The sequence below is a fragment of the Neohoeflea coraliihabitans genome, assembly GCF_019334345.1.
GTDB lineage: Bacteria > Pseudomonadota > Alphaproteobacteria > Rhizobiales > Rhizobiaceae > Pseudohoeflea > Pseudohoeflea coraliihabitans.
In genome coordinates this window covers 237,974-260,695 of the sequence record NZ_JAHWQX010000004.1, presented here as the reverse complement: position 1 = coordinate 260,695, position 22,722 = coordinate 237,974, and the positions used below count along the sequence as shown (strand labels likewise).

The 22,722-nt window shown below is 63.6% G+C and carries 23 protein-coding genes and 1 tRNA gene; 14 read left to right on the top strand and 10 right to left on the bottom strand.

The genetic code is table 11. The annotated features are described in order from the left end of the window. Window positions 1-40 precede the first annotated feature (40 nt). Entirely contained in the window at window positions 41-1,606 is a 1,566-nt protein-coding gene (locus KY465_RS16105; protein ID WP_219203118.1) for a sensor histidine kinase, read from the top strand. A gap of 186 nt (window positions 1,607-1,792) precedes the next feature. Here the strand turns inward: KY465_RS16105 and KY465_RS16100 are convergent, their stop codons facing one another. Both KY465_RS16100 and KY465_RS16095 read right to left on the bottom strand, forming a co-directional pair. Continuing rightward, window positions 1,793-3,076, bottom strand: a complete 1,284-nt coding sequence (locus tag KY465_RS16100) for an O-acetylhomoserine aminocarboxypropyltransferase (RefSeq protein ID WP_219203117.1) — start codon at window positions 3,074-3,076, stop codon at window positions 1,793-1,795. Between the two features lie 169 nt (window positions 3,077-3,245). Then, complete coding sequence (locus KY465_RS16095; RefSeq protein WP_219203116.1) at window positions 3,246-3,782, bottom strand: CoA-binding protein; 537 nt, start codon at window positions 3,780-3,782, stop codon at window positions 3,246-3,248. Between the two features lie 114 nt (window positions 3,783-3,896). Here KY465_RS16095 and KY465_RS16090 point away from each other — a divergent pair, with 114 nt between their 5' ends. Continuing rightward, entirely contained in the window at window positions 3,897-4,262 is a 366-nt protein-coding gene (locus KY465_RS16090; RefSeq protein ID WP_255561751.1) for a hypothetical protein, read from the top strand. A 15-nt stretch (window positions 4,263-4,277) separates the two neighbouring features. Here the strand turns inward: KY465_RS16090 and KY465_RS16085 are convergent, their stop codons facing one another. Together KY465_RS16085 and KY465_RS16080 are read right to left on the bottom strand one after the other, a co-directional pair. Further along, window positions 4,278-4,712 (bottom strand): VOC family protein, encoded by a 435-nt coding sequence (locus tag KY465_RS16085; RefSeq protein ID WP_219203115.1) that lies wholly within the window; start codon window positions 4,710-4,712, stop codon window positions 4,278-4,280. Window positions 4,713-4,743: 31 nt separating this feature from the next. Next, window positions 4,744-5,565 carry an enoyl-CoA hydratase gene (locus KY465_RS16080; protein ID WP_219203114.1) on the bottom strand — a complete coding sequence of 274 codons (822 nt, stop codon included), beginning with the start codon at window positions 5,563-5,565 and terminating at the stop codon, window positions 4,744-4,746. A 119-nt stretch (window positions 5,566-5,684) separates the two neighbouring features. Between KY465_RS16080 and KY465_RS16075 the strand changes: the two genes are divergently transcribed. The 4 genes from KY465_RS16075 to KY465_RS16060 all read left to right on the top strand — a co-directional run bounded on the left by KY465_RS16075 (window position 5,685) and on the right by KY465_RS16060 (window position 8,042). Next, window positions 5,685-6,116, top strand: coding sequence for a PaaI family thioesterase (locus KY465_RS16075; RefSeq protein WP_219203113.1), 432 nt, complete (start codon window positions 5,685-5,687; stop codon window positions 6,114-6,116). Between the two features lie 244 nt (window positions 6,117-6,360). Continuing rightward, window positions 6,361-6,825 (top strand): 50S ribosomal protein L13, encoded by a 465-nt coding sequence (gene rplM / locus KY465_RS16070; protein ID WP_219203112.1) that lies wholly within the window; start codon window positions 6,361-6,363, stop codon window positions 6,823-6,825. A 2-nt stretch (window positions 6,826-6,827) separates the two neighbouring features. Then, entirely contained in the window at window positions 6,828-7,313 is a 486-nt protein-coding gene (gene rpsI, locus KY465_RS16065; RefSeq protein ID WP_219203111.1) for a 30S ribosomal protein S9, read from the top strand. A 105-nt stretch (window positions 7,314-7,418) separates the two neighbouring features. Next, window positions 7,419-8,042 carry an FMN-binding negative transcriptional regulator gene (locus KY465_RS16060; protein ID WP_219203110.1) on the top strand — a complete coding sequence of 208 codons (624 nt, stop codon included), beginning with the start codon at window positions 7,419-7,421 and terminating at the stop codon, window positions 8,040-8,042. Window positions 8,043-8,053: 11 nt separating this feature from the next. Here the strand turns inward: KY465_RS16060 and KY465_RS16055 are convergent, their stop codons facing one another. After that, window positions 8,054-9,151, bottom strand: a complete 1,098-nt coding sequence (locus KY465_RS16055; RefSeq protein WP_219203109.1) for an acyltransferase family protein — start codon at window positions 9,149-9,151, stop codon at window positions 8,054-8,056. 238 nt (window positions 9,152-9,389) lie between these two features. Here KY465_RS16055 and speB point away from each other — a divergent pair, with 238 nt between their 5' ends. Then, on the top strand, window positions 9,390-10,343 hold the full coding sequence (speB, locus tag KY465_RS16050; RefSeq protein ID WP_219203108.1) for an agmatinase: 954 nt from the start codon (window positions 9,390-9,392) through the stop codon (window positions 10,341-10,343). Window positions 10,344-10,447: 104 nt separating this feature from the next. Then, entirely contained in the window at window positions 10,448-11,380 is a 933-nt protein-coding gene (gene argC / locus KY465_RS16045) for an N-acetyl-gamma-glutamyl-phosphate reductase (RefSeq protein WP_219203107.1), read from the top strand. 23 nt (window positions 11,381-11,403) lie between these two features. Here argC and KY465_RS16040 read toward each other — a convergent pair whose 3' ends face one another. Beyond that, a complete protein-coding gene (locus KY465_RS16040) occupies window positions 11,404-11,694 on the bottom strand; it encodes a YrhK family protein (RefSeq protein ID WP_219203106.1) in 291 nt (96 codons plus the stop codon). Window positions 11,695-11,848: 154 nt separating this feature from the next. Next, the gene (locus tag KY465_RS16035; RefSeq protein WP_219203105.1) at window positions 11,849-13,015 is read right to left on the bottom strand and encodes a COX15/CtaA family protein; all 1,167 of its coding nucleotides are present in this window, start codon (window positions 13,013-13,015) and stop codon (window positions 11,849-11,851) included. 168 nt (window positions 13,016-13,183) lie between these two features. On the opposite strand from KY465_RS16035, the gene KY465_RS16030 reads away from it, so the two are divergent. Beyond that, complete coding sequence (locus KY465_RS16030; protein ID WP_219203104.1) at window positions 13,184-13,405, top strand: DUF2842 domain-containing protein; 222 nt, start codon at window positions 13,184-13,186, stop codon at window positions 13,403-13,405. A gap of 172 nt (window positions 13,406-13,577) precedes the next feature. Continuing rightward, window positions 13,578-14,819 carry a GNAT family N-acetyltransferase gene (locus tag KY465_RS16025; protein ID WP_219203103.1) on the top strand — a complete coding sequence of 414 codons (1,242 nt, stop codon included), beginning with the start codon at window positions 13,578-13,580 and terminating at the stop codon, window positions 14,817-14,819. Window positions 14,820-14,826: 7 nt separating this feature from the next. Here KY465_RS16025 and KY465_RS16020 read toward each other — a convergent pair whose 3' ends face one another. Continuing rightward, window positions 14,827-17,130, bottom strand: a complete 2,304-nt coding sequence (locus KY465_RS16020; RefSeq protein ID WP_219203102.1) for a GumC family protein — start codon at window positions 17,128-17,130, stop codon at window positions 14,827-14,829. Between the two features lie 275 nt (window positions 17,131-17,405). On the opposite strand from KY465_RS16020, the gene KY465_RS16015 reads away from it, so the two are divergent. The 4 genes from KY465_RS16015 to KY465_RS16000 all read left to right on the top strand — a co-directional run bounded on the left by KY465_RS16015 (window position 17,406) and on the right by KY465_RS16000 (window position 22,064). Continuing rightward, complete coding sequence (locus KY465_RS16015; protein ID WP_255561780.1) at window positions 17,406-17,936, top strand: polysaccharide biosynthesis/export family protein; 531 nt, start codon at window positions 17,406-17,408, stop codon at window positions 17,934-17,936. A gap of 3 nt (window positions 17,937-17,939) precedes the next feature. Further along, entirely contained in the window at window positions 17,940-19,121 is a 1,182-nt protein-coding gene (locus tag KY465_RS16010; protein ID WP_219203100.1) for a glycosyltransferase, read from the top strand. A 43-nt stretch (window positions 19,122-19,164) separates the two neighbouring features. Next, window positions 19,165-20,721: an undecaprenyl-phosphate glucose phosphotransferase gene (locus tag KY465_RS16005; protein WP_219203099.1), complete on the top strand. Its 1,557-nt coding sequence runs from the start codon at window positions 19,165-19,167 to the stop codon at window positions 20,719-20,721. A 131-nt stretch (window positions 20,722-20,852) separates the two neighbouring features. Then, entirely contained in the window at window positions 20,853-22,064 is a 1,212-nt protein-coding gene (locus tag KY465_RS16000) for an O-antigen ligase family protein (protein ID WP_219203317.1), read from the top strand. 91 nt (window positions 22,065-22,155) lie between these two features. On the opposite strand, the gene KY465_RS15995 is transcribed toward KY465_RS16000, so the two are convergent. Next, window positions 22,156-22,232, bottom strand: a tRNA-Pro gene (locus tag KY465_RS15995). Between the two features lie 166 nt (window positions 22,233-22,398). Beyond that, window positions 22,399-22,683: a hypothetical protein gene (locus tag KY465_RS15990; protein WP_219203098.1), complete on the bottom strand. Its 285-nt coding sequence runs from the start codon at window positions 22,681-22,683 to the stop codon at window positions 22,399-22,401. Window positions 22,684-22,722 lie beyond the last annotated feature (39 nt).

The window sequence follows — 22,722 nt, the reverse complement described above, 5'->3', positions numbered from 1 at the left end:
TATCGATTGGTGAATCATCCACAATCGGCGGACCCCTGAGTTGCAAGATCCTGAAGTCACAGCCGCGCCGGCCACCCGCACGATCCGCCGGCTCGGGCTTTTCGTTTTGCTGCTTTTTGTCATCATGGCCGCGATCATGGTGGTGATGGAGTACCGCGCCGAGAAGATGAACGCCCAGGTGCGTGTCGAGACGGCGGCGCATGTGGTAGCGACGCAGTTCGACTGGGTGTTCGAGGCGAGTGCACAGGCGCTTGGGCGCATTGAGCGGGCGGCGCGGGAAAAGGGCATCAGAAGCGATCGCGATGCGATCCGCTCGATCACCGAGGCGGTCGAGAACCTGCCGGAGAATTACCAGTATTCGATCTATGATTCCGAGGGCGACCTGACCCATTCGAGCATTCCGAATGCCCCTTCGGTGAATATTGCCGATCGCACCTATTTCATGGCGCTGCAGGAGGGCAAGGAACTGGCGGTGTCCTCGTCCTTGCTGTCGCGGCAGAGCGGCGAGCGGATCTACATCATCGCACGCCGGCTCGATGTCGAGGAGGGTTTTGGCGGTGTCGCGACAATCGCCATTCCGGCCGACATTCTCGAGGACCTGTCGCGGTCCCTGGGTTTCACCGACAGATCGCAGATCAGCATCGTGCGGATGGATGGCAACATGATCGCCTGGTCACCGGCCGCCGACAGTCCGACGCCGGTCGATCCGAAGATTTTCGACGAGATGCAACTGCGCCCGAACGGCACCTATGACGTGATTTCAGCGGCCGACGGCATTCACCGGGTGGTCGGCTACCGCAAGCTGACCGGCTGGCCGGTGGTGGCGGTCGCCTCGCTCGACCGCTCGGTGGTGATGGTGGAATTCAACCGCATCATCGGGTTCCTGCTGATGCTGGTGCTGCCGATGCTGTTGACGCTGTTTTACGTCGTCTACCGGCTGTTCAAGGCGATCGCGCAGAACGAGGAGCGGCAGCGGGACCTGCGCGAGGCGCATGATCGCAACGCGTTTCTGCTGCGCGAGGTGCATCACCGGGTGAAGAACAATCTGCAGACGGTGATGTCGCTGGTGCGGCTGCAGAAGATGGACCAGGCGGACAAGCAGACGCTGCTCGGTCGGATCGCCTCCATGGTGGCGGTGCACGAGGACATGTACAAGACGGATCGCTTCGAATCCGTCGACGTGTCGTCCTATCTGCGCCGGCTGGTCGATGAGATCGCCGAATCGCAAGGCCGCCAGGTCGAGGTGGATTTCGCCGCCGATACGGTGCGCCTTTCGGGGGACCGGGCGATGCAACTGGGGCTTTTGTACAACGAAATCCTCTCCAATGCCTTCAAGCATGCCTGGGACGAGGGCGATACGGCGCGTATTCGCATCCGCCTGAGCGCGCTTGCCGACGAGATGGTCGAACTGACCGTCAGCGACAATGGCCGGGGTCTGGAAGACGATCAGGAAAAGAACATGGGCAGCCGGCTGATCGATGCCTTCACGCAGCAATTGGGCGGCGAGATGTCGATCGAGAGCAATGGCGGCGCGACGACGATCGTGCGTTTTCCGCTGGAGCGTGAACTGGAAGCGGTGGCGGAGCGGGAACCGCAGAGCGCCTGAGGATCGCGGAACTGGCGGCGCCATTGCGCAATTGCGCCGAACATCCAGGCCGGGCAATCAAAACGGGCGGAAGATGGCATCTTCCGCCCGTTCTGTTTGAAGCTGTGAGGCCCCTCAGGGGCCGGATGCTCGGCCCCGGATGCTGGGCCCCCGGATCCCAGGCCCCCGGATGTTAGGCCCCGGGCCTCAGGCCTTGTCGAGGGCCTGTTCGAGATCGGCGATGATATCGGCAACATCCTCGATGCCGATCGACAGGCGCACGACATCCGGGCCGGCGCCGGCAGCCGCCTTCTGCTCGTCGGAGAGCTGGCGGTGGGTGGTTGAAGCCGGGTGGATGACCAGCGACTTCGTGTCGCCGATATTGGCGAGGTGCGAGACCATTTCCAGGCCTTCGACGAACTTGACGCCGGCCTCATAGCCGTCCTTCAGGCCAAAGGTGAAGACAGCCCCTGCCCCCTTCGGCGACAGCTTCTGCTGCAGCGCATGGTTGGGATCGTCATCCAGCCCCGCATAGGAGACCCACGAGACCTTGTCGTGATCCTTCAGCCACTTGGCAACCGCCAGCGCATTCTCGCAGTGGCGTTGCATGCGCAGGGCCAGGGTCTCGACACCGGTCAGGATCAGGAAGGCATTGAACGGCGAGATGGCCGGGCCGAAATCGCGCAGACCGAGAACGCGGGCGGCAATGGCGAAGGCGAAATTGCCGAAGGTTTCATGCAGCACCATGCCGTTGTAATCGGGGCGCGGCTCCGACAGGGCCGGATATTTCCCGGATTTTGTCCAGTCGAACGTGCCGCCGTCGACAATCACGCCGCCGACCGAGTTGCCGTGTCCGCCGATGAACTTGGTCAGGGAATGGACAACGATGTCGGCGCCATGCTCGATCGGCCGCAGGAGATAGGGCGTGGCCATGGTGTTGTCGACGATCAGCGGCAGACCGTGCTTGCGGGCGACTTCCGAAATGGCGGCGAGATCGACGACCTTGCCGCTGGGATTGGCGAAACTTTCCACGAAGATCGCCTTGGTGCGCTCGTCGATCTGGCTTTCAAAGCTGGCCGGATCGGCCGGGTCGACCCAGCGGACATTCCAGTCGAAATTCTTAAAAGCATGACCGAACTGGTTGATCGAGCCGCCATAGAGCTGGCGGGCCGCGAGAAAATTGTCGCCCGGCGTCATCAGGGTGTGGAAGACGATGAGCTGCGCGGCGTGGCCGGAGGCCACTGCCAGGGCGGCCGTGCCGCCTTCGAGCGCGGCAATGCGCTCTTCGAGCACCGCCTGGGTCGGGTTCATGATGCGGGTGTAGATGTTGCCAAAGGCCTGCAGGCCGAACAGCGAGGCGGCATGATCGGCGTCATCGAAGACATAGCTGGTGGTCTGGTAGATGGGCGTTGCGCGCGCCCCGGTGGCCGGATCCGGCTGGGCGCCGGCGTGAATGGCCAATGTATCGAAACGAGGTTCCTTGGCTGGCATTACTGTCTCCCTGTCTTTCCGCTCTGCGGGTCAAATCTCGCGAGGGTTATCCCCCAAGGTTTGACAGTCGTCAAAGAGGATTTTTCCGGCGAGGCCGCCCGGCGCGCAAAATGAAACCTTGGCTGCGCACGCTGCCGCCGCTGCAGATGGCAGGCACGCATGCCGGGATTCAGTCTTTGCGCGCTGTCCCCTGGCGCAGGCCGAAGCTCTGGAACCCCTGGCGCAGGATCGGTTTGCGCGACGAGATCACGCGGCTGTTGACGCCGTTCCAGCCGATTTCGCCGGACAGCCTGGCATATTCAATCTTCGGGCAGCGGTTCATCACCACCTTGACCCCGGCTGCCTCAAGGCGCGCCGCCGAAGCGTCATCGCGCACCGTCAGTTGCATCCAGACCACCCTTGGCAGCGGCGCCAGCGCCAGGATTTCCCCGGCAATGGCGGGGACTGCGCTGGAGGGGCGGAAGATATCGACCATGTCGATGGGCACGGCGATGTCGGCCAGACTTGCAAAAACCGGCTGGCCGAGAATGGTCTTGCCGGCCTGACCGGGATTGACCGGGATGACCTCATAGCCCTTGTCGAGCATGTATTTCGCGACGAAATAACTCGGCCGGATCTCCTTGGCGGAGGCGCCGAGGATGGCGACCGTGCGGACCGAACGCAAAATGTCGGCAATATAATCGTCGTCATAGGTGTCGTGCTGCATCTCTGCTCATCCCTGCCGGCCGGTGACCCCGACTTTGCCGCTTTCATGCATTATCCATCGCAGCTTGCATGCATTACTTGCGATGGGCAGCGATGAAAGACAAGGAGCCGCATCATGAATGTCAGTTTCGAGCACGGGGGTGCGTTTCGGCCCCGCACTGCAGCGCTGGCGCTGGTCGCCGGTGTGGTTGGCGTTCTCGCCGTGCCGGCGCAGGCCATTGAACGCATCGAGACGCGCCAGACCAGTTGCGCGGCGGTGCAGGCGGCGTTGCAAGCCGAAGGGGCGGCCATCCTGCGCTATCCGTCAGCGCGGTCGAGCCAGATCCTCTACGACCGCTATGTCGCCAACCGTACCGCCTGTCTGCTCGGCCAGGTGACCAGGCGCGCCAGCGTGCCGACGGCCGACCGGCGGGCCTGCCCGGTGAAGCGCTGCGTCTGGGCGGAGCCGCGCGAGGATCGGCGGCCCCTGCGCCAGCGCTAGGGCCGGGACGCGGGCTCAGTCCGGCAATTGCATCTCGCCGTCGGGGCCAAGCGGCATCAGCGGATTGTAGGCAAGTTCCCAAAGATGGCCGTCCGGATCGGCGAAATAGCCGGAATAGCCGCCCCAGAAGACCTTTTCGGGCTTTTTAAGCGGTGTCGCGCCGCACTGAAGGGCAAATTGCCAGGCGGCATCGACTTCAGCCTCCGATGCATGGTTCTGCGCCAGCGAGACGCCTGTAAATGCCGGTTTTGCACCGGCCTCGACCTGTGCATCTTCGGCGAGCGCCTCGCGCCCGAACAGGCCAAGCAGCGTGCCGTTCATGTGAAAGAAACTGACGCTGTCCGTGGATGCGGAGGACTTCTTCAGGCCAAGACGCGCGTAGAAGGCGGTGGCGCGTGCCACATCTTCGACGCCGAGCGTGACGAGGGTGATGCGCGAGGCGAAAGTCATCGTGGCGCACTCCCTGGTGCCGGATGCCGGGTCACTCGCCGGTCCATTCGGGTTTGCGCTTGCCGATAAAGGCGGAAATGCCCTCCTCGGCATCGCGCGCCAGCATGTTCTCGACCATCACCTGAACGGTGTAGTCATAGGCTTCGGCCAGCGACATCTCGGCCTGTCGGTAGAAGGCCTCCTTGCCGATCTTCACGGTCAAAGGTGATTTGGAAACAATGCTTTGCGCATAGGCGCTGACAGCCTGATTCAAATATTCCTTCGGCACGATGCGGTTGACGAGGCCGTAATCGCGGGCATCGGCGGCGCCGATCGTCTCGCCGGTCAACAGCATTTCCATCGCCTGTTTGCGATGCACATTGCGCGACAAGGCGACCATCGGCGTCGAGCAGAACAGGCCGATATTGACGCCCGGCGTGCAGAAGGTCGACGTGTCGGTGCAGATGGCCAGATCGCAGGACGCGACCAGCTGGCAGCCGGCGGCGGTGGCAAGGCCATCGATCTCCGCGATCACCGGCTTGGGCAGATGCACGATGGTCTGCATGAGATCGGCGCACAGGCGCATGGTGCGCTCGAAAAAGGCGCGGCCGCGGTCGGCATCGGCACGGTGCAGGGTCAGTTCCTTGAGATCATGGCCGGCGGAGAACAGCTTGCCGGCAGCGGCGATGACGACAACGCGAACCGCCGGGTCGTCGCCGGCAGCGACAAGCGCTTCTTTCAGCGTGCCCATCAGGGCGATGGACAATGCATTGGCCGGGGGATTGGCGAGGGTCAGGCGCAGCACGCCGGCATCAAATTCGCGCTCCAGCAGTTGCGTGTCTTCGTTTTCGGTGGTGTTTTTTGCTTCGGACATGGCGGCCTCCGTCCGTTTGCATCTTGTGCTCGTCGCATGTGGATGGTCTCTTCAAAACTGCATGACTTGTCCGTGCAAGACCAGCCCCTTCTCTCAGTTTTCCGATGGAGAGCACCTGCATGACCCTGGCGCCCGTGATGACCGCCGACGAACTCAACGCCTTCCTCGATGCGGAGTTTCCGCAGATCAATGCGGGTGGCCGCTATTATTCCGTGATCTCGGTGACACCGGGGGAAGCGGAATTGCGGCTTGATCCCGACCAGTCGCATATCCGGCCCGGTGGCACGATCTCCGGCCCGACACTGTTTTCGCTCGCCGATCTTGCCAGCTACGCCGTCATCCTCGCGCATGTCGGCCCGGTGGCTCTGGCGGTGACAACCAATCTGAACATCAACTTTCTGCGCAAGCCGCAGGTCGCCCCGATTGTCGGAACGGCCCGGCTGCTCAAGCTCGGCAAGCGGCTTGCGGTGGTCGATACGACGATGCACCCCGCCGCCGGCTCGGAGCTCGTGGCGCAGGCGACGGCGACATACTCGATCCCGCCGCGCTGACGGATGGCACGATCTTGTTGTGGTATATAAATACCTTTTTGTTAAACTGTTGATTTTGCTTATTCTTTTAATCCATCCTCAGAATTATCCGGATTGACCTGCGCGATCGCCTTGCCTATAAGGTCGCTGCAGGCGGCCTTGCGGGTCGCCGCATGTTGTTCTGGCCCCGGCAATTGGGCGCGAACAACCCAAGCAACAAGAAACGTCCGGCTTCAGGCTGGATCAGAACGCAAGAGAGCTCACCATGAAAACCTTCTCGCAGAAGCCCGCCGAGGTGGAGAAGAAGTGGATCATCATCGACGCCGAGAACATCGTCGTCGGTCGCCTGGCCACCTTCGTCGCCAATCGCCTGCGTGGCAAGCACAAGCCGACCTATACACCGCACGTCGATGATGGCGACAATGTCATCGTCATCAATGCCGGCAAGGCCGTGTTCACCGGCAAGAAGTACACCGACAAGAAATATTACTGGCACACCGGTTATCCGGGCGGCATCAAGGAACGCACGGCGCGGCAGATCATGGAAGGCCGCTTCCCCGAGCGCGTCGTCGAGAAAGCTGTCGAGCGCATGGTTCCGCGCGGCCCGCTGGGACGCCGGCAGATGAAGAATCTGCGCGTTTATGCCGGTACCGATCATCCCCATGAAGCGCAGCAGCCGACCAGCATCGATCTCGCCTCGCTGAATGTTAAGAACAAGAGGACTGCATAATCATGGCTGAGCTGAATTCGCTCGAAGAGCTGGGTGCCGCAACCGGTACCGAGGCGCCAGTAGAGAACGCTGCTCCGGTTCATGTCCGCAAGGTCGATGAACAGGGCCGCGCCTATGCCACCGGCAAGCGCAAGGACGCCGTTGCACGCGTCTGGATCAAGCCGGGCTCCGGCAAGGTCACCGTCAATGGTCGCGAGTTCGAGACCTATTTCGCCCGTCCGGTTCTGCGCATGGTCGTGCAGCAGCCGGTTGTCGCCGCCTCGCGCGAAGGCCAGTTCGACGTCATCGCCACGGTGGCCGGCGGCGGTCTTTCGGGCCAGGCCGGTGCCGTGCGGCACGGCATCTCGAAGGCGCTGACCTATTACGAGCCGGAACTGCGTTCCGTCTTGAAAAAGGGCGGCTTCCTGACGCGCGACAGCCGCGTCGTCGAGCGCAAGAAGTACGGCAAGGCCAAGGCGCGCCGGTCGTTCCAGTTCTCGAAGCGTTAAGTCGACTTCGATTTCTGCAAAAGGCCCGCTCCGGCGGGCCTTTTTTATTGCGCGGCGTCGGGCGAGCCGACAGATTGGGCTTTTTGCGCCGAAGGAATTTTCGCGATGTATGTGCCGTCCATGTTTGCCGAAGACCGGCCCGAGGAAATTGCCCGCCTGATCGCCGCCTACCCGCTCGCCACGCTGGTCGCCGTCGTCTCTGGAATGCCGACTGCGATGCACCTGCCGCTGCTGGCCGCCGGGTCCGATCGCCTGATCGGACATATTGCGCTTGCCAACGACATGCATCGAACGATTGCCGAAGACACGCCGGTGCTGGCCGTCTTTCGCGGCGAGGACAGCTATGTCAGCCCGAACTGGTATCTCAGCAAGGCGACCGATCCGCGATTCGTCCCGACCTGGAATTACCAGGCCGTGCATGTCGAGGGCCGCATCCGGTTCATGCATGACGTGAAATTCAAGCGGATGGTCGTCGGACGGCTGACGCGGCAATTCGAGAAAGCGCTGAACGGCGAGGATGCGTGGCGCATGGCTGATGCGCCGGCGGACTACATGGACGGCATGCTGGACAACATCGTCGGACTGGAGATCGCCATCACCTCGGTGGCCGGCAAGTCAAAGATCAGCCAGAACCGGGCGCCGGAAGACTATGACAATGTGGCACGGCAGCTGGAAGCGTGCGGCAAGGCCGATCTCGCAGCGGCCATGCGCCGCACGCCGCGCGGCTGAGGCAGCGCGCGTCAGGCGGCGACGGTGCCGCCGTCTTCGCTTGGCGATGGCCCAGGGCGGCGGGCACCATAGCCGAAACTTTTAAGCAGCCAGCGGTTTGCCGGCACCTCGACGTAGCGATGGAAGATCCCGGCCGCACACAGGCTGCAAGTTGCGATCGCTGCATAGTGGTAGACCCAGATCAGGCTGATGGCCGGCGTGTTCGGCATGACGAAGCGGATGTAAAAGGCGATCACAAACAGGTGGGTCAGATACAGGGAATAGGACCAGTCGCCGAGCAGCACCAATGAGGGACTGTAAAACCGGACAGCACGCAGAGCCGCAAAGAGGATCAGCGCGCAGGGCACGCCCCACAGGAAAGTGCGATAGTCGCCGGCGTCCCTTTCATGCAGAAGCAGCAGAAAGGTGATCGCGCCGAGGCCGATGGCGGTGGCGATCATGCGGCCATTGCCGTCCTGCAACAGGGCGCTGCAGCGGTAGACCAGAATGCCGAAAGCGAATTCGAGCAGGATCGGATCCGTATAGAAGGCCAGGGTCGGATGCTGGGGTTGCATCAGCCAGCCGCTTAGAACAAGCGCGACAAGCACGCCGGTCGTCGTCAGCAAGCGTCTGTCTCCGCCGCCCCAGACAGTCAGTGCAACGAGGATGTAAAAGAAGATTTCGTAGTTCAATGTCCAGCCGATCAGCAGGATCGGCGTCAGAGATCCCTGATGATCCGGCCAGGGAATGAACAGCAGCGAATGCAGCAGGGTGGCGATGTCTGCCGTGGTGTTATCGAGGAAATGCGGCAGGAACAGTGCAACGGCAAAGACGCCAAGCGTGGCAACCCAATAGCCGGGCACAACACGCGCCACGCGGCGGACTGCGAATTCCGCCGGCGCCTGGGGCACCGGGCGCGCGACGATCATGGCCATGACATAGCCGGAGATGACGAAGAACAGATCGACCCCGGCGGCGCCGACATGGTCGATACCGGCAGCGCTCTCCCCCCATGCGGCAACCGTCAAGGTCGAGACATGGAACAGAAAGACCGCGAGCGCCGCAAAACCGCGCAGATACTGGATCGCATCGATGCGTTTTTCGACAGGATTGATCTTGGTGGGGCTCATCAGACCTCCCGGAATATGTGGTATTTAGCATATTCAGAAGCGCGAACGTTCCCAATCGCTTGTCAACCTTAACGCGGCTGGCCGGCGTGCCGAGACAACGCACCGACCAACCGGTTCGAAGAGCTATGTTCTGGCCCCTGCCCTTTTCGCCCTGCCGCCGATGATCTATCTAGGGTCCTGACACCAGGGGCTGGCCCTGGAAGCTCGCCAGTGGCGCCTTTACACACGGGAATGAACCATGCCTTCGAAATCGATCGACCATGCCTTCACGGCGCGCGGCCTGACCGGGGCGGCTTCCGACCCGACGCATGCCGGAGCGCTGTCCTTCATGCGGCGCAAGTTCACCAAGTCGCTGAAAGGCGCCGACGCGGTGGTGTGGGGCATTCCATTTGATGCGGCGGTCTCCAACCGACCCGGCGCCCGCTTCGGCCCGCAGGGCATCCGGCGTGCTTCCGCCATATTCGACAACGATCCGCAATATCCGTTCGACCGCGACCTGTTCGACGCGATGGCGGTGATCGACTATGGCGACTGCCTGCTTGATTACGGCAATCATCAAAAGACCCCGGCGACGATCGAACGCGAGGCGAGCAAGATTCTGCGCTCGGGCGCCTATCTGTTGTCGCTTGGCGGCGATCATTTCGTCACATGGCCGCTGCTCAAGGCGCATGCGGCGGTGCACGGGCCACTGGCGCTGGTGCAGTTCGACGCCCACCAGGACACCTGGTTTGACGACGGCCGGCGCATCGACCACGGCTCGTTCGTGGCGCGGGCGGCGCGCGAGGGGATCATCGATACGGAACGCTCGATCCAGATCGGCATCCGCACGCATGCGCCGGAGGATTTCGACATCCGCATGCTCTACGGTCACGAGGTGGAGGACATGACGGCCAGCGAGATCGCCGAGACGATCATCGATCATGTCGGTGACCGCGCCGCCTATCTGACCTTCGATATCGATTGTCTCGACCCGGCCTTTGCGCCCGGTACGGGCACGCCGGTGGCGGGCGGGCCGTCCAGCGCCAAGATCCTGTCGATCCTGCGCAAGCTCGGACCGCTCGACCTGCGCGGCTCCGATGTCGTCGAGGTGGCGCCCGCTTATGATCATGCCGATGTGACGGCAATTGCCGGCGCGAGCATTGCCATGTACATGCTGGGCCTGCTTGCGGAACGACAGGCGGCGCGCCGCTGACCGGGGGCCGGTCCGACACCATCACACTCTGATTCAGGCGGCTTGCACAAAGAGTCTATAAATTGCGACAGGCCGCTGCAAAACAACGGAATTTCAAGACTGCCATGGCACAGAAAATCTACATCGACGGCGAACACGGAACCACCGGCCTGCAGATTCTTAACCGCCTGGCGGATCGCAAGGATATCGAGTTGCTGTCGATCCCGGCTGACAAGCGCAAGGATCCCGACACGCGCGCCGATTTCCTGCGCGCCGCCGACATCGCGATCCTGTGCCTGCCCGATGATGCGGCACGCGAGGCTGTGGCGCTTGGGCGTGATGCCGGCACGCGTTTCATCGATGCATCGACGGCGCACCGGACCGCGGAAGGCTGGGTGTACGGCTTTGCCGAAATGGCCGCGGATCAGGCCGGGAAAATTGCCGAGGCGCAGTTCGTCGCCAATCCGGGCTGCTGGCCGCAGGGTCCGATCGCCGGCCTCAAACCGCTGATCGCCTCCGGGCTGCTTCCCGCTGACCTGTCGATCTCCATCAGTGGCATCTCGGGCTATTCGGGGGGCGGCAAGCAGATGATCGCCGACTATCAGGCGATGGGCGATGACGCACCGGCTTTCATGCCCTATGCGCTGGGCTTGCAGCACAAGCATGTGCCGGAAATCCGCACCTATTGCGGGCTTTCGCAGGCGCCGATCATGCAACCGGCCGTGGGCAATTTCGCGCAGGGCATGCTGACCATGGTGCCATTGCACCTGGCGCATCTTGACAAGGTGCCGTCAGGATCGGAATTGCATGCGGCGCTCGCTGAGCACTATGGCAGCCTGACGCATTCGGCCATCGATGTGGCGCCGTTTGACGGCAAGGAGCGCAGCAGCGATCTCAACCCGCAGCGTCACAATGACACCAACCGCATGACGCTGCATGTGTGCGCCAATGATGCGCGCGGCCAGGCTCTGCTGCTTGCGGTGTATGACAATCTCGGCAAGGGCGCTTCGGGCGCCGCGGTGCAGAATCTCGATCTGATGATCGGGCGCAGCGGCTGACGGCCCCGGCAGCCGCGGGCGGCCTAATCGCGGTCCTCACCGTCCCTGCGCAGGAAGTAGTCGTAGTCGCCCTCGGCGAGGAAGAAGACCTCGCGGATCGTGCGCAGGGTCGGCTTGAGCGCAAACAGGATCGATCCGACGAGGAACAGCATCGTGGCGCTGAACTGGTGCGCCTCCCAGAAAAACAGGATCGATCCGATGATGAATGAAAAGGCGGCCAGAAAATCAATGCCGGTATAGGCGATCTGATACAGGGCGGTGGCTTTCTCTTCGCTCATGTGCAGACGCTGAGCATAGGCTTTGATCGATGGCATGGGCAGTCCCGTGTGACGTGTCTGTGCGTGTGAAAGCCGCACCGGCGCGGGCGGCGGACGAGCGCCGCGTCATGGGCGCTCGGTGTCTCTGGCGCGGTCTCGTCGGACCGCCCTTGCGGACAACACACGGGCGCCAGTTTCGTTGCAGCTTTCCTCACGCCGCCGAGGGTAATTTTTCCTCGGGCGTCTGGGTGCCGACGCGGACCATCACCGGCGGCGGATAGGCGCCGTAAAATCCGCGCAGATGCGCGGTGGCAAAGCCGAGCAAGATCAAGGCCGCGCCCTGGTGGGCGAGCGCCAGGTCAAACGGCACCTGGGTGAGAAGCGTCGCGATACCGATCCACGCCTGCACGGTGGCGAGCGCGAAGAGAATGGCACTGCGGCGCGCATGGGTGGTGCCCGGCGCTACGGCAAAGGCGTGCCCCATGTGCAGCAGGGTCGCGCACCAGACCAAATAGCCGAACAGGCGATGGTCAAGCTGAACCAGTTTCGGATTCTCGAAGATGTTGCGCCACCACGGTTCGATCGCCAGCACGTCGGTCGGAATGAAGGCGCCGTCCATCAGGGGCCAGGTGTTGTAGGCCAGACCGGCATCGAGGCCGGCGACCAGTCCGCCAAGATAGATCTGCACCAGGATCATCGCCGCAAGAAGCCCGGCAAAACGCCTGAGACCGGATGGCGCCTCGTCGGCCGAATGCGGCGCCAGTCCGCGCGAGACCCAGACGATCGCCGCGAAGATGATGCAGGCCAGTGTCAGATGCGTGGCGAGCCGGTACTGGCTGACATCGACGCGCTCGCTCAGACCGGACGCGACCATCCACCAGCCGATGGCGCCCTGCAGTCCGCCCAGCACAAACAGGCCGAAAAGCGGCCAGCGCAGGCGCCGCTCGATGCGCCCGGTGACAAGGAAAACGAGAAACGGCACGGCAAACAGAACGCCGACGCCACGGGCGAGAATGCGGTGCGCCCACTCCCACCAGAAGATGCGTTTGAAGCCGGCGAGATCCATGCCGGCATTGATCTGCTGGTATTCGGGAATGCGCTTGTACAGCTCGAATTCCTCCTGCCATTCCTCTGCGGTCAGCGGCGGAATGACCCCGTGGATCGGCTTCCATTCGGTGATCGACAGGCCGGAATCGGTGAGCCTTGTGGCGCCTCCGACCAGCACGAGAGCGAAAATGGCAATCAGCACCACACCCAGCCACATGCGCAGCACACGCCGGTTGCGTTTTGCCGCCTCCTGGCGGCGGTAGATGGTCTCCGGCGAAAGGACCGATTGCGATGCGGGGTCAACACCGGAGGGGGAACTGGCGTTTGTCATGGGCTCACTTCGTCACTGGCGCGTTGTCAACAGGATGTGCACCAGTGGCGGGACGAATACAAGCCGGCGCGATTTGCGGCATCGCGTCGCGGCTGTTCTCCGGCTGGTGGAGCGAATGCCCCTTCCCCGCCCCGGCGCTGTCGGTTATCCCATGGCAAAGGAGTTCGCATGCCTGTCAGATTGAAAAAGCTTATCGGAACGGCGCTGATCGTTGTGCTGGTCATTCTCTACGCCCTCGTTGCCACGACGGTTGCCACCTATCGGCTGGCCGATTCCGCCTGGTATGTGCACCTGATCTATTTCCTCGTCTCGGGCGTGGTGTGGGTGGTTCCGGCGATGTTCCTGATCCGGTGGATGGAGCGGCCGCCGCGGCGCAAGTCCGAAAGATAGCCGGCGCCAATCCCTGCCGGGTAACGCCGTCGGCGCAGCTGCGCGGGGCGCCTTTTGGCGCCGCGCTTCCCCTCCGCATGCACGAATTGTTTGCACTTTCGCCATAAACTTGGCGATGGGCCTCGTGCGTCCGACCTTCAGCCGGGCGGCAGGTTGCCGGGAGCGAACGCGCATGGTGCACGTCGATGACATTCATGGCCGACCGATCATCTCGGCGCGCAACAGCCCGCACGGCGCACAGTCGGTCGGGCACATGCGCCTGTCAGCCCGCCTCTACGACGATCCCAAGCGCGCCGAAACGATCTGGCGGCAGCTTGAACAGGACCCGCTGGTTCCGGTGCACCAGACCTTCGACTGGTGCCGTGCCTGGGCCGGCCGGCCCGGAATTGCAAGCTTCGTCATCGTCGTGTCGCTTGATGGCCTTCCGGCGGTCCTGCTGCCGATCGAGGTGGTGCGGCGCGCCGGGTTTCGCGTCGCGCAGTTCATCGGAACGGCGCATTCGAACTGCAATTCTCCCATTTACTCGCAGGCTTTTCGCGACCAGGCCGACGCGGAGATCATGGCCGGGCTTTCCGACACCCTGCAGGCGCTGCCGCTGCCGGCCGATATCCTGGTTCTCGACAAGCTGCGGGCCGGCGCCGGCGAGCGGGCGCAACCGCTGCTGACGCTGCCGCATGTGGCCAACCAGAACGATACGTTCCAGTTGCCGCTGAAGGGATCGATGGCTGCTACCCTGCAGCAGATCAATGCCAAGCGGCGGCGCAAGAAGATGCGGGTGTCGGAACGGCGCCTTGCCGAGATTGGCGGCTATCGCCATTTGATTGCCGATGATGCGGCGACGGCGACGCGGCTTCTCGACACCTTCTTCGAACAGAAAGCCGTGCGGCTGTCCCGGCGCGGCCTGCGTGACGTGTTTGCCGATGCCGGCGTGCAGACCGCACTCCGGCGCCTGACGGCTGTGCAGAATGGCCACCAGCCGCCGCTGCAATTGCATGCCATCGCGCTCGGCGAGAGCGGTGGCGGTCCGATCCTGGCGGTGGCCGGCCTGACCGAGAAGGACGGGCATGTGATCTGCCAGTTCGGATCGGTCGACGATATGACGAGCCCGGATGTCAGCGCCGGTGAGCTTTTGTTCTACCGCATGATCGAACAGGCCGCCGAAGCCGGACACCGCGTCTTCGATTTCGGCATCGGGGATCAGCGCTACAAGCGGTCCTGGTGTCCGCAAACGACCGGCCAGGCCGATGTTTTCATCGCGCTGAATGCGCGTGGACGGCTGGCGTCAGCCCTGTTTGGCGCCAAGGTGCGCGGCAAGCGGCTGATCAAGACGACACCGGCGCTGCACTGGATCGCCGCCAAGCTGCGGAGCGCCACTCTGCGTTTGAAACCGAACGGCGCTGATCCGAACGCCTAGGCGGCGCTCAGGCAACGGCATCGCTGCGATCGGGACCGTCGGGATCCTCGGTGGCGGTCATCAACAGCACATCATCAAAGCCGTGCGCAAAGAAATCGGTCAGGGTCGATTCAAGCTGGGTCTCGTCGGGATGGACGATCGACAGGACGACTTCGGCATCGCCGCGCGCCGCGATCCGCTCCACGCCGGCGGCATCGGTGCTGCCGCATTCGACAATCACGAGATCATAGGCCACCACCAGGGCGTCGAGAAGGATCGGCAGACGATCGACGGCGCGCATGGCGCGGTGTCCATCGGCGTTGCCCCGCGGCACGATCTGCGCGGCGGACAGGCGGTCGCCATGGATGGCGTCGGCAATCGAGACATCGTTGCACAGCAGATCCGTCAGGCCGGGAAGACGGTCGCTCTCGGCCATCATGGCGGTCGGGCAGCCCGAACCGGTCATGTCGACAAGCAGCACCTTGGCGCCTTCGGCGGCAGCGGTACGGGCCAGGATGACGGCCCCGAGCGAGGCGCGGTCCCCCTCGGGCGAGACCGAGACGGCCAGCGCTCCGGGGCGGGCGAGAAGCTGATTGGCCACCGCTTCGATTGAAAAGTCCGAGGAGGGATCGGCAAGCAGCGGCGACAGCGTCGCAGCGCTCGTGGCCGCGGACGCCTGCAGTTCGGACGCCGGCTCTGCCGGCTGGGCCTGCGGCGTTGCAGCCGCCAGCGCCGCAGCGGCGGCAAGAGGCATGGCGGGCGGGGCATCGGCAGCATCCGCACCGGCGCCGTCGGGCCCGGTGAGCGAAGAAACCGGCGCGCCCGGCGCCGGCTCGCCTGCCTGGTCCTTTGGCATTTCGGGGGCGGCTGCAGCCGGCGTGAAGGCGACAATGGCGGGCGCGGACGGATCGGTGTCGCGCCGAGCGGCGCTGCCGGCGGCGGGCATCAGGGCGCGCCCTGACAACAGTTCCGCCAGCATGATCCAGATGGTGCTGATCAGCAGCGCGGCCAGGGCCGCAACCACGATGATCGGCAGGGTTTTCGGGAAATAGGGTTCACTCGCCGGCACGGCCTGCGAGATGACGCGCGCATCGGCCGGCGCCGAGGCCGGTTCCGAGCGGGAAGCGGATTCGCGGTAGCGTGCCAGATAGGTTTCGAGCAGATCACGCTGGGCGGCCGCCTCGCGCTCGAGTTCGCGCAATTGCACGGCCTCTTCGCCCTCGCGGGCCGATCCGGTCTTCAGCGCATTGATCTGGCTGACCAGCTCCTCCTCGCGGATGCGCGCCAGACGGGCATTGTCTTCCAGTCCTGCGAGCACCTTTTGCGTTTCGCGGCTGATCTGCGTTTCGATATCGGCCAGTTGGGCGCGCAAAGCGCGCATGCGCGGATGACCCTCGAGCAGCGTGGCGGACAGATCGGCCAGCTGGGCCTGGATGGCGCTTTCGCGCTGGCGCAGGCGCTGCACATTGGTGGCGCCAAGGACGTCGGCCAGCGAGTCAAGCGATTGGCCGTTGTCGAGCGCGGAGCGCACCTGGCGGGCGCGAGCCTCGGCATCGGCGCGTTCGCCGCGCACCCGGCTCAGTTCCGTGGAAATGTCGGAAAGTTGCTTGGCGGCGATGGTGTCGCGCTCATTGACGAGCAGCAGCCCCTTTTCGGCGCGATAGCGGGCGACCGCTTCCTCGGCCTCGCGCACCTTGGTGCGCAGCGTCTCGATCTCCGGCGCCAGCCAGGCGCTGGCGGTGGTGTTGTTCTCGATCTTCAGACCGGCATTGAAGGCCAGATAGGCATCAGCGAGCGCATTGGCGATATCAGCGGCGAGCTGCGGATCCTGCGAGGAGAACTCGATCGCGATGATGCGCGAGGAGGAAACGGCGTAGACATCGAGCTTTTCGAGGAAGGTCTTGACCACCCTCTCCTGCGCCGAAACCTCAAGCGGACTGTTGGAGAGCCCGAATGCGACCAGAACACCTTTGAAAAACGAGGGGTCCGTGGCCGCGTCGAATTCATCGCGGCTGGCAAGGTCGAGGCGCTCGGCGACCGTCCGGATCAGGTCGGTCGATTTGAGAATTTCGACCTGGCTGGTGACACTGCGCTCGTCGAAGCTGGTGTCGACGGCCGGCCGCGCCGTATCGCTGGCGTAGACCGGCTCCCGCCCGGCGATGAGAATGCGCGTTTCGGCCTTGTAGAGCGGGTCGATCAGCTGCGTGAGCAGGAACGCCGCGAAGGCGGCGGCCAGCGTGATGAGAGCAATCATCCCCTTGCGCTGCCATATGGCCCGCGAAAGGCGAGCCAGGTCGATATCGACGTCGGCTTGATCGGCTGCAACTGGCATGCGTGGCTCTCCGTGTTCGCAACGAAGGGCGACGGTAAACGAACATGGTAACTCAAGGGTTAAGCGGCTGTTCATCTTCGATTTACCTTTGCCCTCGCGGGAGCGGCAGATCGTCGGCATTGGAGCCGGACGCGATACTGCAAAGAGCGAAAACATTGCTTGCTTTACCGCCCGTTAACCCTAACGCGCCGATAACAGGCGCAGGTTGAATGCTAATTTGCGGGGCGACAACGGTGTCCGGTTCCTACACATTTCCGAAACTTCTGGCCGCAGCGATGACGGCGCTGGTGCTGACCGGCTGCTCCGGTTATCACCCCGCCCCGAAAGCATTTCATGAAGCGGTGATCCAGCCCTACCAGCTTGATGCGGGTGATCGGCTGCGCATCACGGTATTCGAGCAGGACGGGCTGACCGGCATCTATTCGGTGGATCAGGCCGGCTACATCGCCTTCCCTCTGGTGGGCGCTGTCGCAGCGCGCGGGCGCACCGTGCAGCAGCTCGAAGCAACGATCGCCGCCGAGCTGCGCAAGGGCTTTCTGCGCGATCCGGACGTGTCGGTCGAGGTTGACCGCTATCGCTCGTTCTTCATCATGGGCGAGGTCGGACAAGCCGGCCAGTACAATTACGTGGCCGGCATGACCGTGCAGAACGCCATCGCCATCGCCGGCGGCTTCACGAGCCGCGCCAATCAGCGCAATGCCGACATCACGCGCAAGATCAATGGCGAGGTGATGACCGGCCGCGTGCTGATCTCCGACCCGATCATGGCCGGCGACACGATCTATGTCCGCGAACGGTTCTTCTGATCCATGACTGCCGGCGCGCCGTTGCGTATCCTGCATTGCTTCCGCTCGCCGGTGGGTGGAATTTTCCGACATGTCCGCGATCTTGCCTGGCACCATGCGCGGGCCGGACATGCGGTCGGCATCCTGTGCGACAGCACCACCGGCGGGCCGCACGAGGATGCGCTGTTTGCCGAGATCGCGCCGCATCTGGCGCTTGGCATCACGCGCATTCCCATCCAGCGCTCGATCGGCCCGGCCGATTTTCGCGCCACCTCGCAGACCCTGTCGCTGCTGAAATCCTGCCAGCCGGACATCCTGCACGGGCATGGCGCCAAGGGCGGCGCGCTGGTGCGGCTGGCCGGAGCGCGGCTGGCGGGCCGGCAACCTGCCGCCACGCGCTTCTACTCGCCGCATGGCGGCAGCCTGCACTACGACGCGCATACCCTGCGCGGCCAAGCCTTCTTCGCCATCGAACGCCTTTTCGAACGCTGGACGGACACGCTGTTGTTCGTCTCCGATTATGAACGGCAGGTCTACAGCGAGAAAGTCGGCCCCCCGAAAGTGCCCTCGGAGCTGATCTATAACGGACTGCGCGCGGACGAGTTCGAACCGGTGACGACCGCCGATGATGCGCCGGAATTTCTGTATATCGGCATGATGCGCGATCTGAAGGGTCCGGACATCTTCATCGCGGCGCTGCGCCGGGCCGAACAGATCGTCAGGCGTCCCTTGCGGGCCGTGATGGTCGGCGATGGCGATGACAAGCCGCGGTATCGCAAACGCATCGAGATGCTTGGTCTGGGCGGACGTGTCGAGATGCATGCCGCCATGCCGGCCCGCGCCGCTTTTGCGATGGCCCGGCATGTGGTGGTTCCCTCACGCGCCGAATCCATGCCCTATATCGTGCTCGAGGCGGTGGCCGCCGGCAAAACGATCCTCGCCTCACGGGTGGGCGGCATTCCGGAAATCCTCGGACAGGACAGCGCCGCGCTGGTCGCTCCTGGCGACATCGAAGCCCTGGCGCAGGCCATGGCGCGTGCCGCCGAAGAGCCGCACTGGTTGCAGGACGCGTTGCCAAAGCTCGATGACTTCCGCTGTCAGTTCTCGAGGGAGACGATGGCATCGCGCATGCTGGCGCTCTACCGGCGGCGGCGGCAGGACCAGCCGGCGCCGGACGGGATCGGGCTGGCGTCAAGTCTTTCTTAGGGTCGATCTGCTACTCCGGGAGGGAAACTCCGGGAGCCGCCCCTTGAACGAGATCAACTCGCCCGCCGAATTTGACAGGACGACACTGCGCGAGGCCGTGCGAACGCCCTCGGCGGACGGCGGCTCGGGCAAGCCTGCCGGCGCCGAGAGCCTGAACCGCGTGGCGCGTCAGACCGCCCGGCGACTGGCGCAGGAAAGCTATTCGCCGTCGATCATCACGGGGCTGCTGCGGCTCGCCGAATTCCTGCTGATGGCGCTGGTCGGGGCCGGCATCTACGCTTTCTATGTGGGCCTGTCCGGTCCGACATCGGCCTATTACGCGCCGGCCATCGTTCTCGGCGCCGCGCTGTCGGTGCTCGGCCTGCAGATTGCCGATGGATACCAGGTGCCCGCCCTCAGGGCCGGCATCAAATTCTTCCCCAGAGTCATCGTTGCGGTCACGGCGGCGTTCGCCGTGCTGACGGTGTCGGGGTTCTTCCTGCAATACAGCGTCTATTTCTCGCGCTTCTGGGCCGGTTCCTGGCTCGTTGGCGGCATCGCGGCGCTGTTCTTCTGGCGGCTGTTCGTCGCCTTCGCCATTCGCCGCTGGGCGCGCAACGGGGTGATGGAACGGCGCGCGGTGATCGTCGGCGGCGGCACGCTTGCCGAATCGCTGATCCGCTCGATCGAACATGACCCGTCGAACGACATCCGCATCTGCGGCATTTTCGACGATCGCAGCTCGCGGCGATCGCCGGAGGTGGTGGCCGGCTATCCGAAACTGGGAACCGTCGACGAACTGGTGGCCTTTGCCCGGCTGGCGCGCATGGACATGCTGATCATCGCATTGCCCCTGAAGGCCGAGGCGCGGGTTCTTGAACTGCTGAAAACGCTATGGGTGCTGCCGCTCGACATCCGCCTTGCGGCGCACGCCGACAAGCTGCGCTTCCGGCCGCGCTCTTATTCCTATGCCGGGGCGGCGCCGCTTCTGGACATTTTCGACCGGCCGATCACGGACTGGGATTCGGTGGCCAAGCGCATCTTCGATGTTTTCTTCTCGCTGCTCGCCATCGCGCTGTTGTGGCCGGTGATGCTGGCCACGGCGATTGCCATCAAGGCCACCTCGAAGGGACCGGTGCTGTTCAAGCAGAAGCGGCACGGCTTCAACAATGAGGAAGTCGAGGTCTACAAATTCCGCTCGATGTACACCGAGCAGTCCGATCCGACGGCGCTGCAGCAGGTGACCAAGGACGATCCGCGCGTGACACCGGTCGGACGCTTTATCCGCAAGACATCGATTGATGAATTGCCGCAATTTTTCAACGTGTTGCTCGGCAGCCTTTCGCTGGTCGGACCGCGTCCGCATGCGGTGGCAGCCGGCACGCATGATCGGCAGTTCACCGAGGTCGTCGACGGCTATTTCGCGCGCCACCGGGTCAAGCCGGGCGTCACCGGCTGGGCGCAGATCAATGGCTGGCGCGGCGAGATCGATTGCGATGACAAGATCCGCCAGCGCACCGCCTATGATCTCTATTATATCGAGAACTGGTCCCTGCTGTTCGATTTGCGCATTCTGTTCCTGACACCGTTCCGGCTGTTTGACACGGAAAACGCATATTGAGCGCGGCGGCCTCCCCCACTCTGGCGCCGAGCGCGCCCCCGGGCGGCGGCATTGCCTGTCCGCAGCGGGCGGCGGTCGGCATTCTGGCATCCTTCCTGATCGCATTCGGCGTTTTCCTGTCCGGCTTCGTGATGCGCGAACCGGCGCCCTACGAATTGTACATGGTCGCCCTGATCGGCCTGTGGGGCACGCTCGGCTTGCGGCTGTCGCGGCATATCGCTCCGCTGATCGTCCTTTTCATCCTGTTCAATATCGGCGGCATGATCTCGATGCTGACGATGGCCGAGGTCAAGGACACGCCGCTGTACATCGCGGTCTCCCTGTTTCTGGCGCTGACGGCGATTTTCTTCGCGGCGGTCATCGAAGAGGACTGGCGGCGGTTGCGGCTGATCCTGCGCGCCTATGTGGCGGCGGCGGTGATCACCGCCCTGCTCGGGATTTTCGGCTATTTCGGCGTGATCCCCGGCGGTGAGGCCTTCACCCGGTTCAACCGGGCGATGGGCGCTTTCCAGGACCCCAATGTCTTCGGCCCGTTCCTGACGCTGCCGGCGCTGTATCTTCTGCATGGTTTGCTTGCCGGCCAGCTGCGCGCCGCGCCGTGGCGCGTTCTCGGCCTGCTGATCCTGACGCTTGGCGTGTTCCTGTCGTTTTCCCGGGCCGCCTGGGGGTTGTGGGCGTTCGCCATGCCGGCGCTGGTGCTGCTGATGATGGTGCAGCGGCGCAGCGGTCCCTTCCGTCTGAAAATGCTGGTGATGGCGGTGGTCGGCCTTGCGGTCCTCGCCGCGGCGGTCACCATCGCCCTGCAATTCGACCAGGTCGCCAACCTGTTTTCCGAACGTGCCAAGCTGGTGCAATCCTATGATGGGGCCAGGCTCGGCCGCTTTGCCCGGCATCTGATCGGCTTTTCGATGGCGCTCGATCATCCCCTGGGGATCGGGCCGCTCGAATTCGGCCTCACCTTCGGCGAGGACACGCACAATATCTGGCTGAAGGCGCTGATGGACTATGGCTGGATCGGCTTTGTCAGCTATCTGACGCTGATGGTCTGGACGCTGGCGCTGGCCTTTCGCTACCTGTTGCGTGATCGTCCGTGGCAGCCGTTCCTGATGATCGCGACGATCGTCCTGGTCGGGCATGTACTGGTCGGCACGGTGATCGATACGGATCACTGGCGGCATTTCTATCTGCTGATGGGCGTGGTGTGGGGCTGCATCGGGCTGGAACAACGCTGGCAGCGCAAGGGCCGCATGCAGCAGCCGGCTCTCATTGAAAACGCTCGGCCGGGGCAAACACTCGGCCGGCGCAATGACGCGGCCGGGGCAAACACTCGACCCGCGCAGTGACGCGGCCGGGGCAATGACACGGCCGGTCTGGGAGGACAAAAGCCGGCTCAACGCCGTGCGGCGCTGCTCTCCCGGACAGATGGCTGGAATTTGGTCGGAGCGGCCGGATTCGAACCGACGACCCCTTCACCCCCAGTGAAGTGCGCTACCGGGCTGCGCTACGCTCCGACCCTTTGAAATCTAACGATTTCGCCGGTTTCCCTACCTGATCCAAATGAGAACCGCAAGCGGACAAAACGACTAATGGCCGCCGCCGGGGCTAAAAGTCCTACGGAAAGTCCCACGGTTGTTCATGGGCGGATCCGTGCGGGCAACCAGCATTCCCTCCCCGCTTCTACGACACCTTGCTGTTGGGAGTGCGGTGTGACCGCTCGGCCATGACCGCCACGTTGTCGTCGACATTGGCATAGGCACAGCGCAGCTTGAGGCGCAGCAAAGCAGAAAAATCCATATCCTGCGGCCCGGGCTCTGCTCCCTCCCAGTCCATCGCCGTCTGGTAGATCGCCAGCTCGATCAGGCGGCTGAGGTCCGTCAGGTTCATGCGGTCGGCCGCATGGCGACAACTGGCCAGCGACTTGATCAGCTCGGAATAGGCTTCTGTTTCAGCAGCTGCAGCCATCGGGTCGTTCCTCTCAAAGTTATGTCGCTTTTCTCGCAA

Coding starts and splice junctions, on each gene's coding strand:
- KY465_RS16030 (WP_219203104.1), top strand. CDS start 13,184: ATGCCTGTCAGATTGAAAAAGCTTATCGGAACGGCGCTGATCGTTGTG.
- speB (WP_219203108.1), top strand. CDS start 9,390: ATGCCTTCGAAATCGATCGACCATGCCTTCACGGCGCGCGGCCTGACC.
- KY465_RS16055 (WP_219203109.1), bottom strand. CDS start 9,151: ATGAGCCCCACCAAGATCAATCCTGTCGAAAAACGCATCGATGCGATC.
- KY465_RS16085 (WP_219203115.1), bottom strand. CDS start 4,712: ATGACTTTCGCCTCGCGCATCACCCTCGTCACGCTCGGCGTCGAAGAT.
- KY465_RS16060 (WP_219203110.1), top strand. CDS start 7,419: ATGTATGTGCCGTCCATGTTTGCCGAAGACCGGCCCGAGGAAATTGCC.
- KY465_RS16095 (WP_219203116.1), bottom strand. CDS start 3,782: ATGCAGCACGACACCTATGACGACGATTATATTGCCGACATTTTGCGT.
- KY465_RS16080 (WP_219203114.1), bottom strand. CDS start 5,565: ATGTCCGAAGCAAAAAACACCACCGAAAACGAAGACACGCAACTGCTG.
- KY465_RS16010 (WP_219203100.1), top strand. CDS start 17,940: ATGACTGCCGGCGCGCCGTTGCGTATCCTGCATTGCTTCCGCTCGCCG.
- KY465_RS16090 (WP_255561751.1), top strand. CDS start 3,897: ATGAATGTCAGTTTCGAGCACGGGGGTGCGTTTCGGCCCCGCACTGCA.
- KY465_RS15990 (WP_219203098.1), bottom strand. CDS start 22,683: ATGGCTGCAGCTGCTGAAACAGAAGCCTATTCCGAGCTGATCAAGTCG.
- KY465_RS16035 (WP_219203105.1), bottom strand. CDS start 13,015: ATGACAAACGCCAGTTCCCCCTCCGGTGTTGACCCCGCATCGCAATCG.
- KY465_RS16025 (WP_219203103.1), top strand. CDS start 13,578: ATGGTGCACGTCGATGACATTCATGGCCGACCGATCATCTCGGCGCGC.
- rpsI (WP_219203111.1), top strand. CDS start 6,828: ATGGCTGAGCTGAATTCGCTCGAAGAGCTGGGTGCCGCAACCGGTACC.
- KY465_RS16020 (WP_219203102.1), bottom strand. CDS start 17,130: ATGCCAGTTGCAGCCGATCAAGCCGACGTCGATATCGACCTGGCTCGC.
- KY465_RS16015 (WP_255561780.1), top strand. CDS start 17,406: ATGACGGCGCTGGTGCTGACCGGCTGCTCCGGTTATCACCCCGCCCCG.
- KY465_RS16000 (WP_219203317.1), top strand. CDS start 20,853: ATGCGCGAACCGGCGCCCTACGAATTGTACATGGTCGCCCTGATCGGC.
- KY465_RS16040 (WP_219203106.1), bottom strand. CDS start 11,694: ATGCCATCGATCAAAGCCTATGCTCAGCGTCTGCACATGAGCGAAGAG.
- KY465_RS16075 (WP_219203113.1), top strand. CDS start 5,685: ATGACCCTGGCGCCCGTGATGACCGCCGACGAACTCAACGCCTTCCTC.
- argC (WP_219203107.1), top strand. CDS start 10,448: ATGGCACAGAAAATCTACATCGACGGCGAACACGGAACCACCGGCCTG.
- rplM (WP_219203112.1), top strand. CDS start 6,361: ATGAAAACCTTCTCGCAGAAGCCCGCCGAGGTGGAGAAGAAGTGGATC.
- KY465_RS16100 (WP_219203117.1), bottom strand. CDS start 3,076: ATGCCAGCCAAGGAACCTCGTTTCGATACATTGGCCATTCACGCCGGC.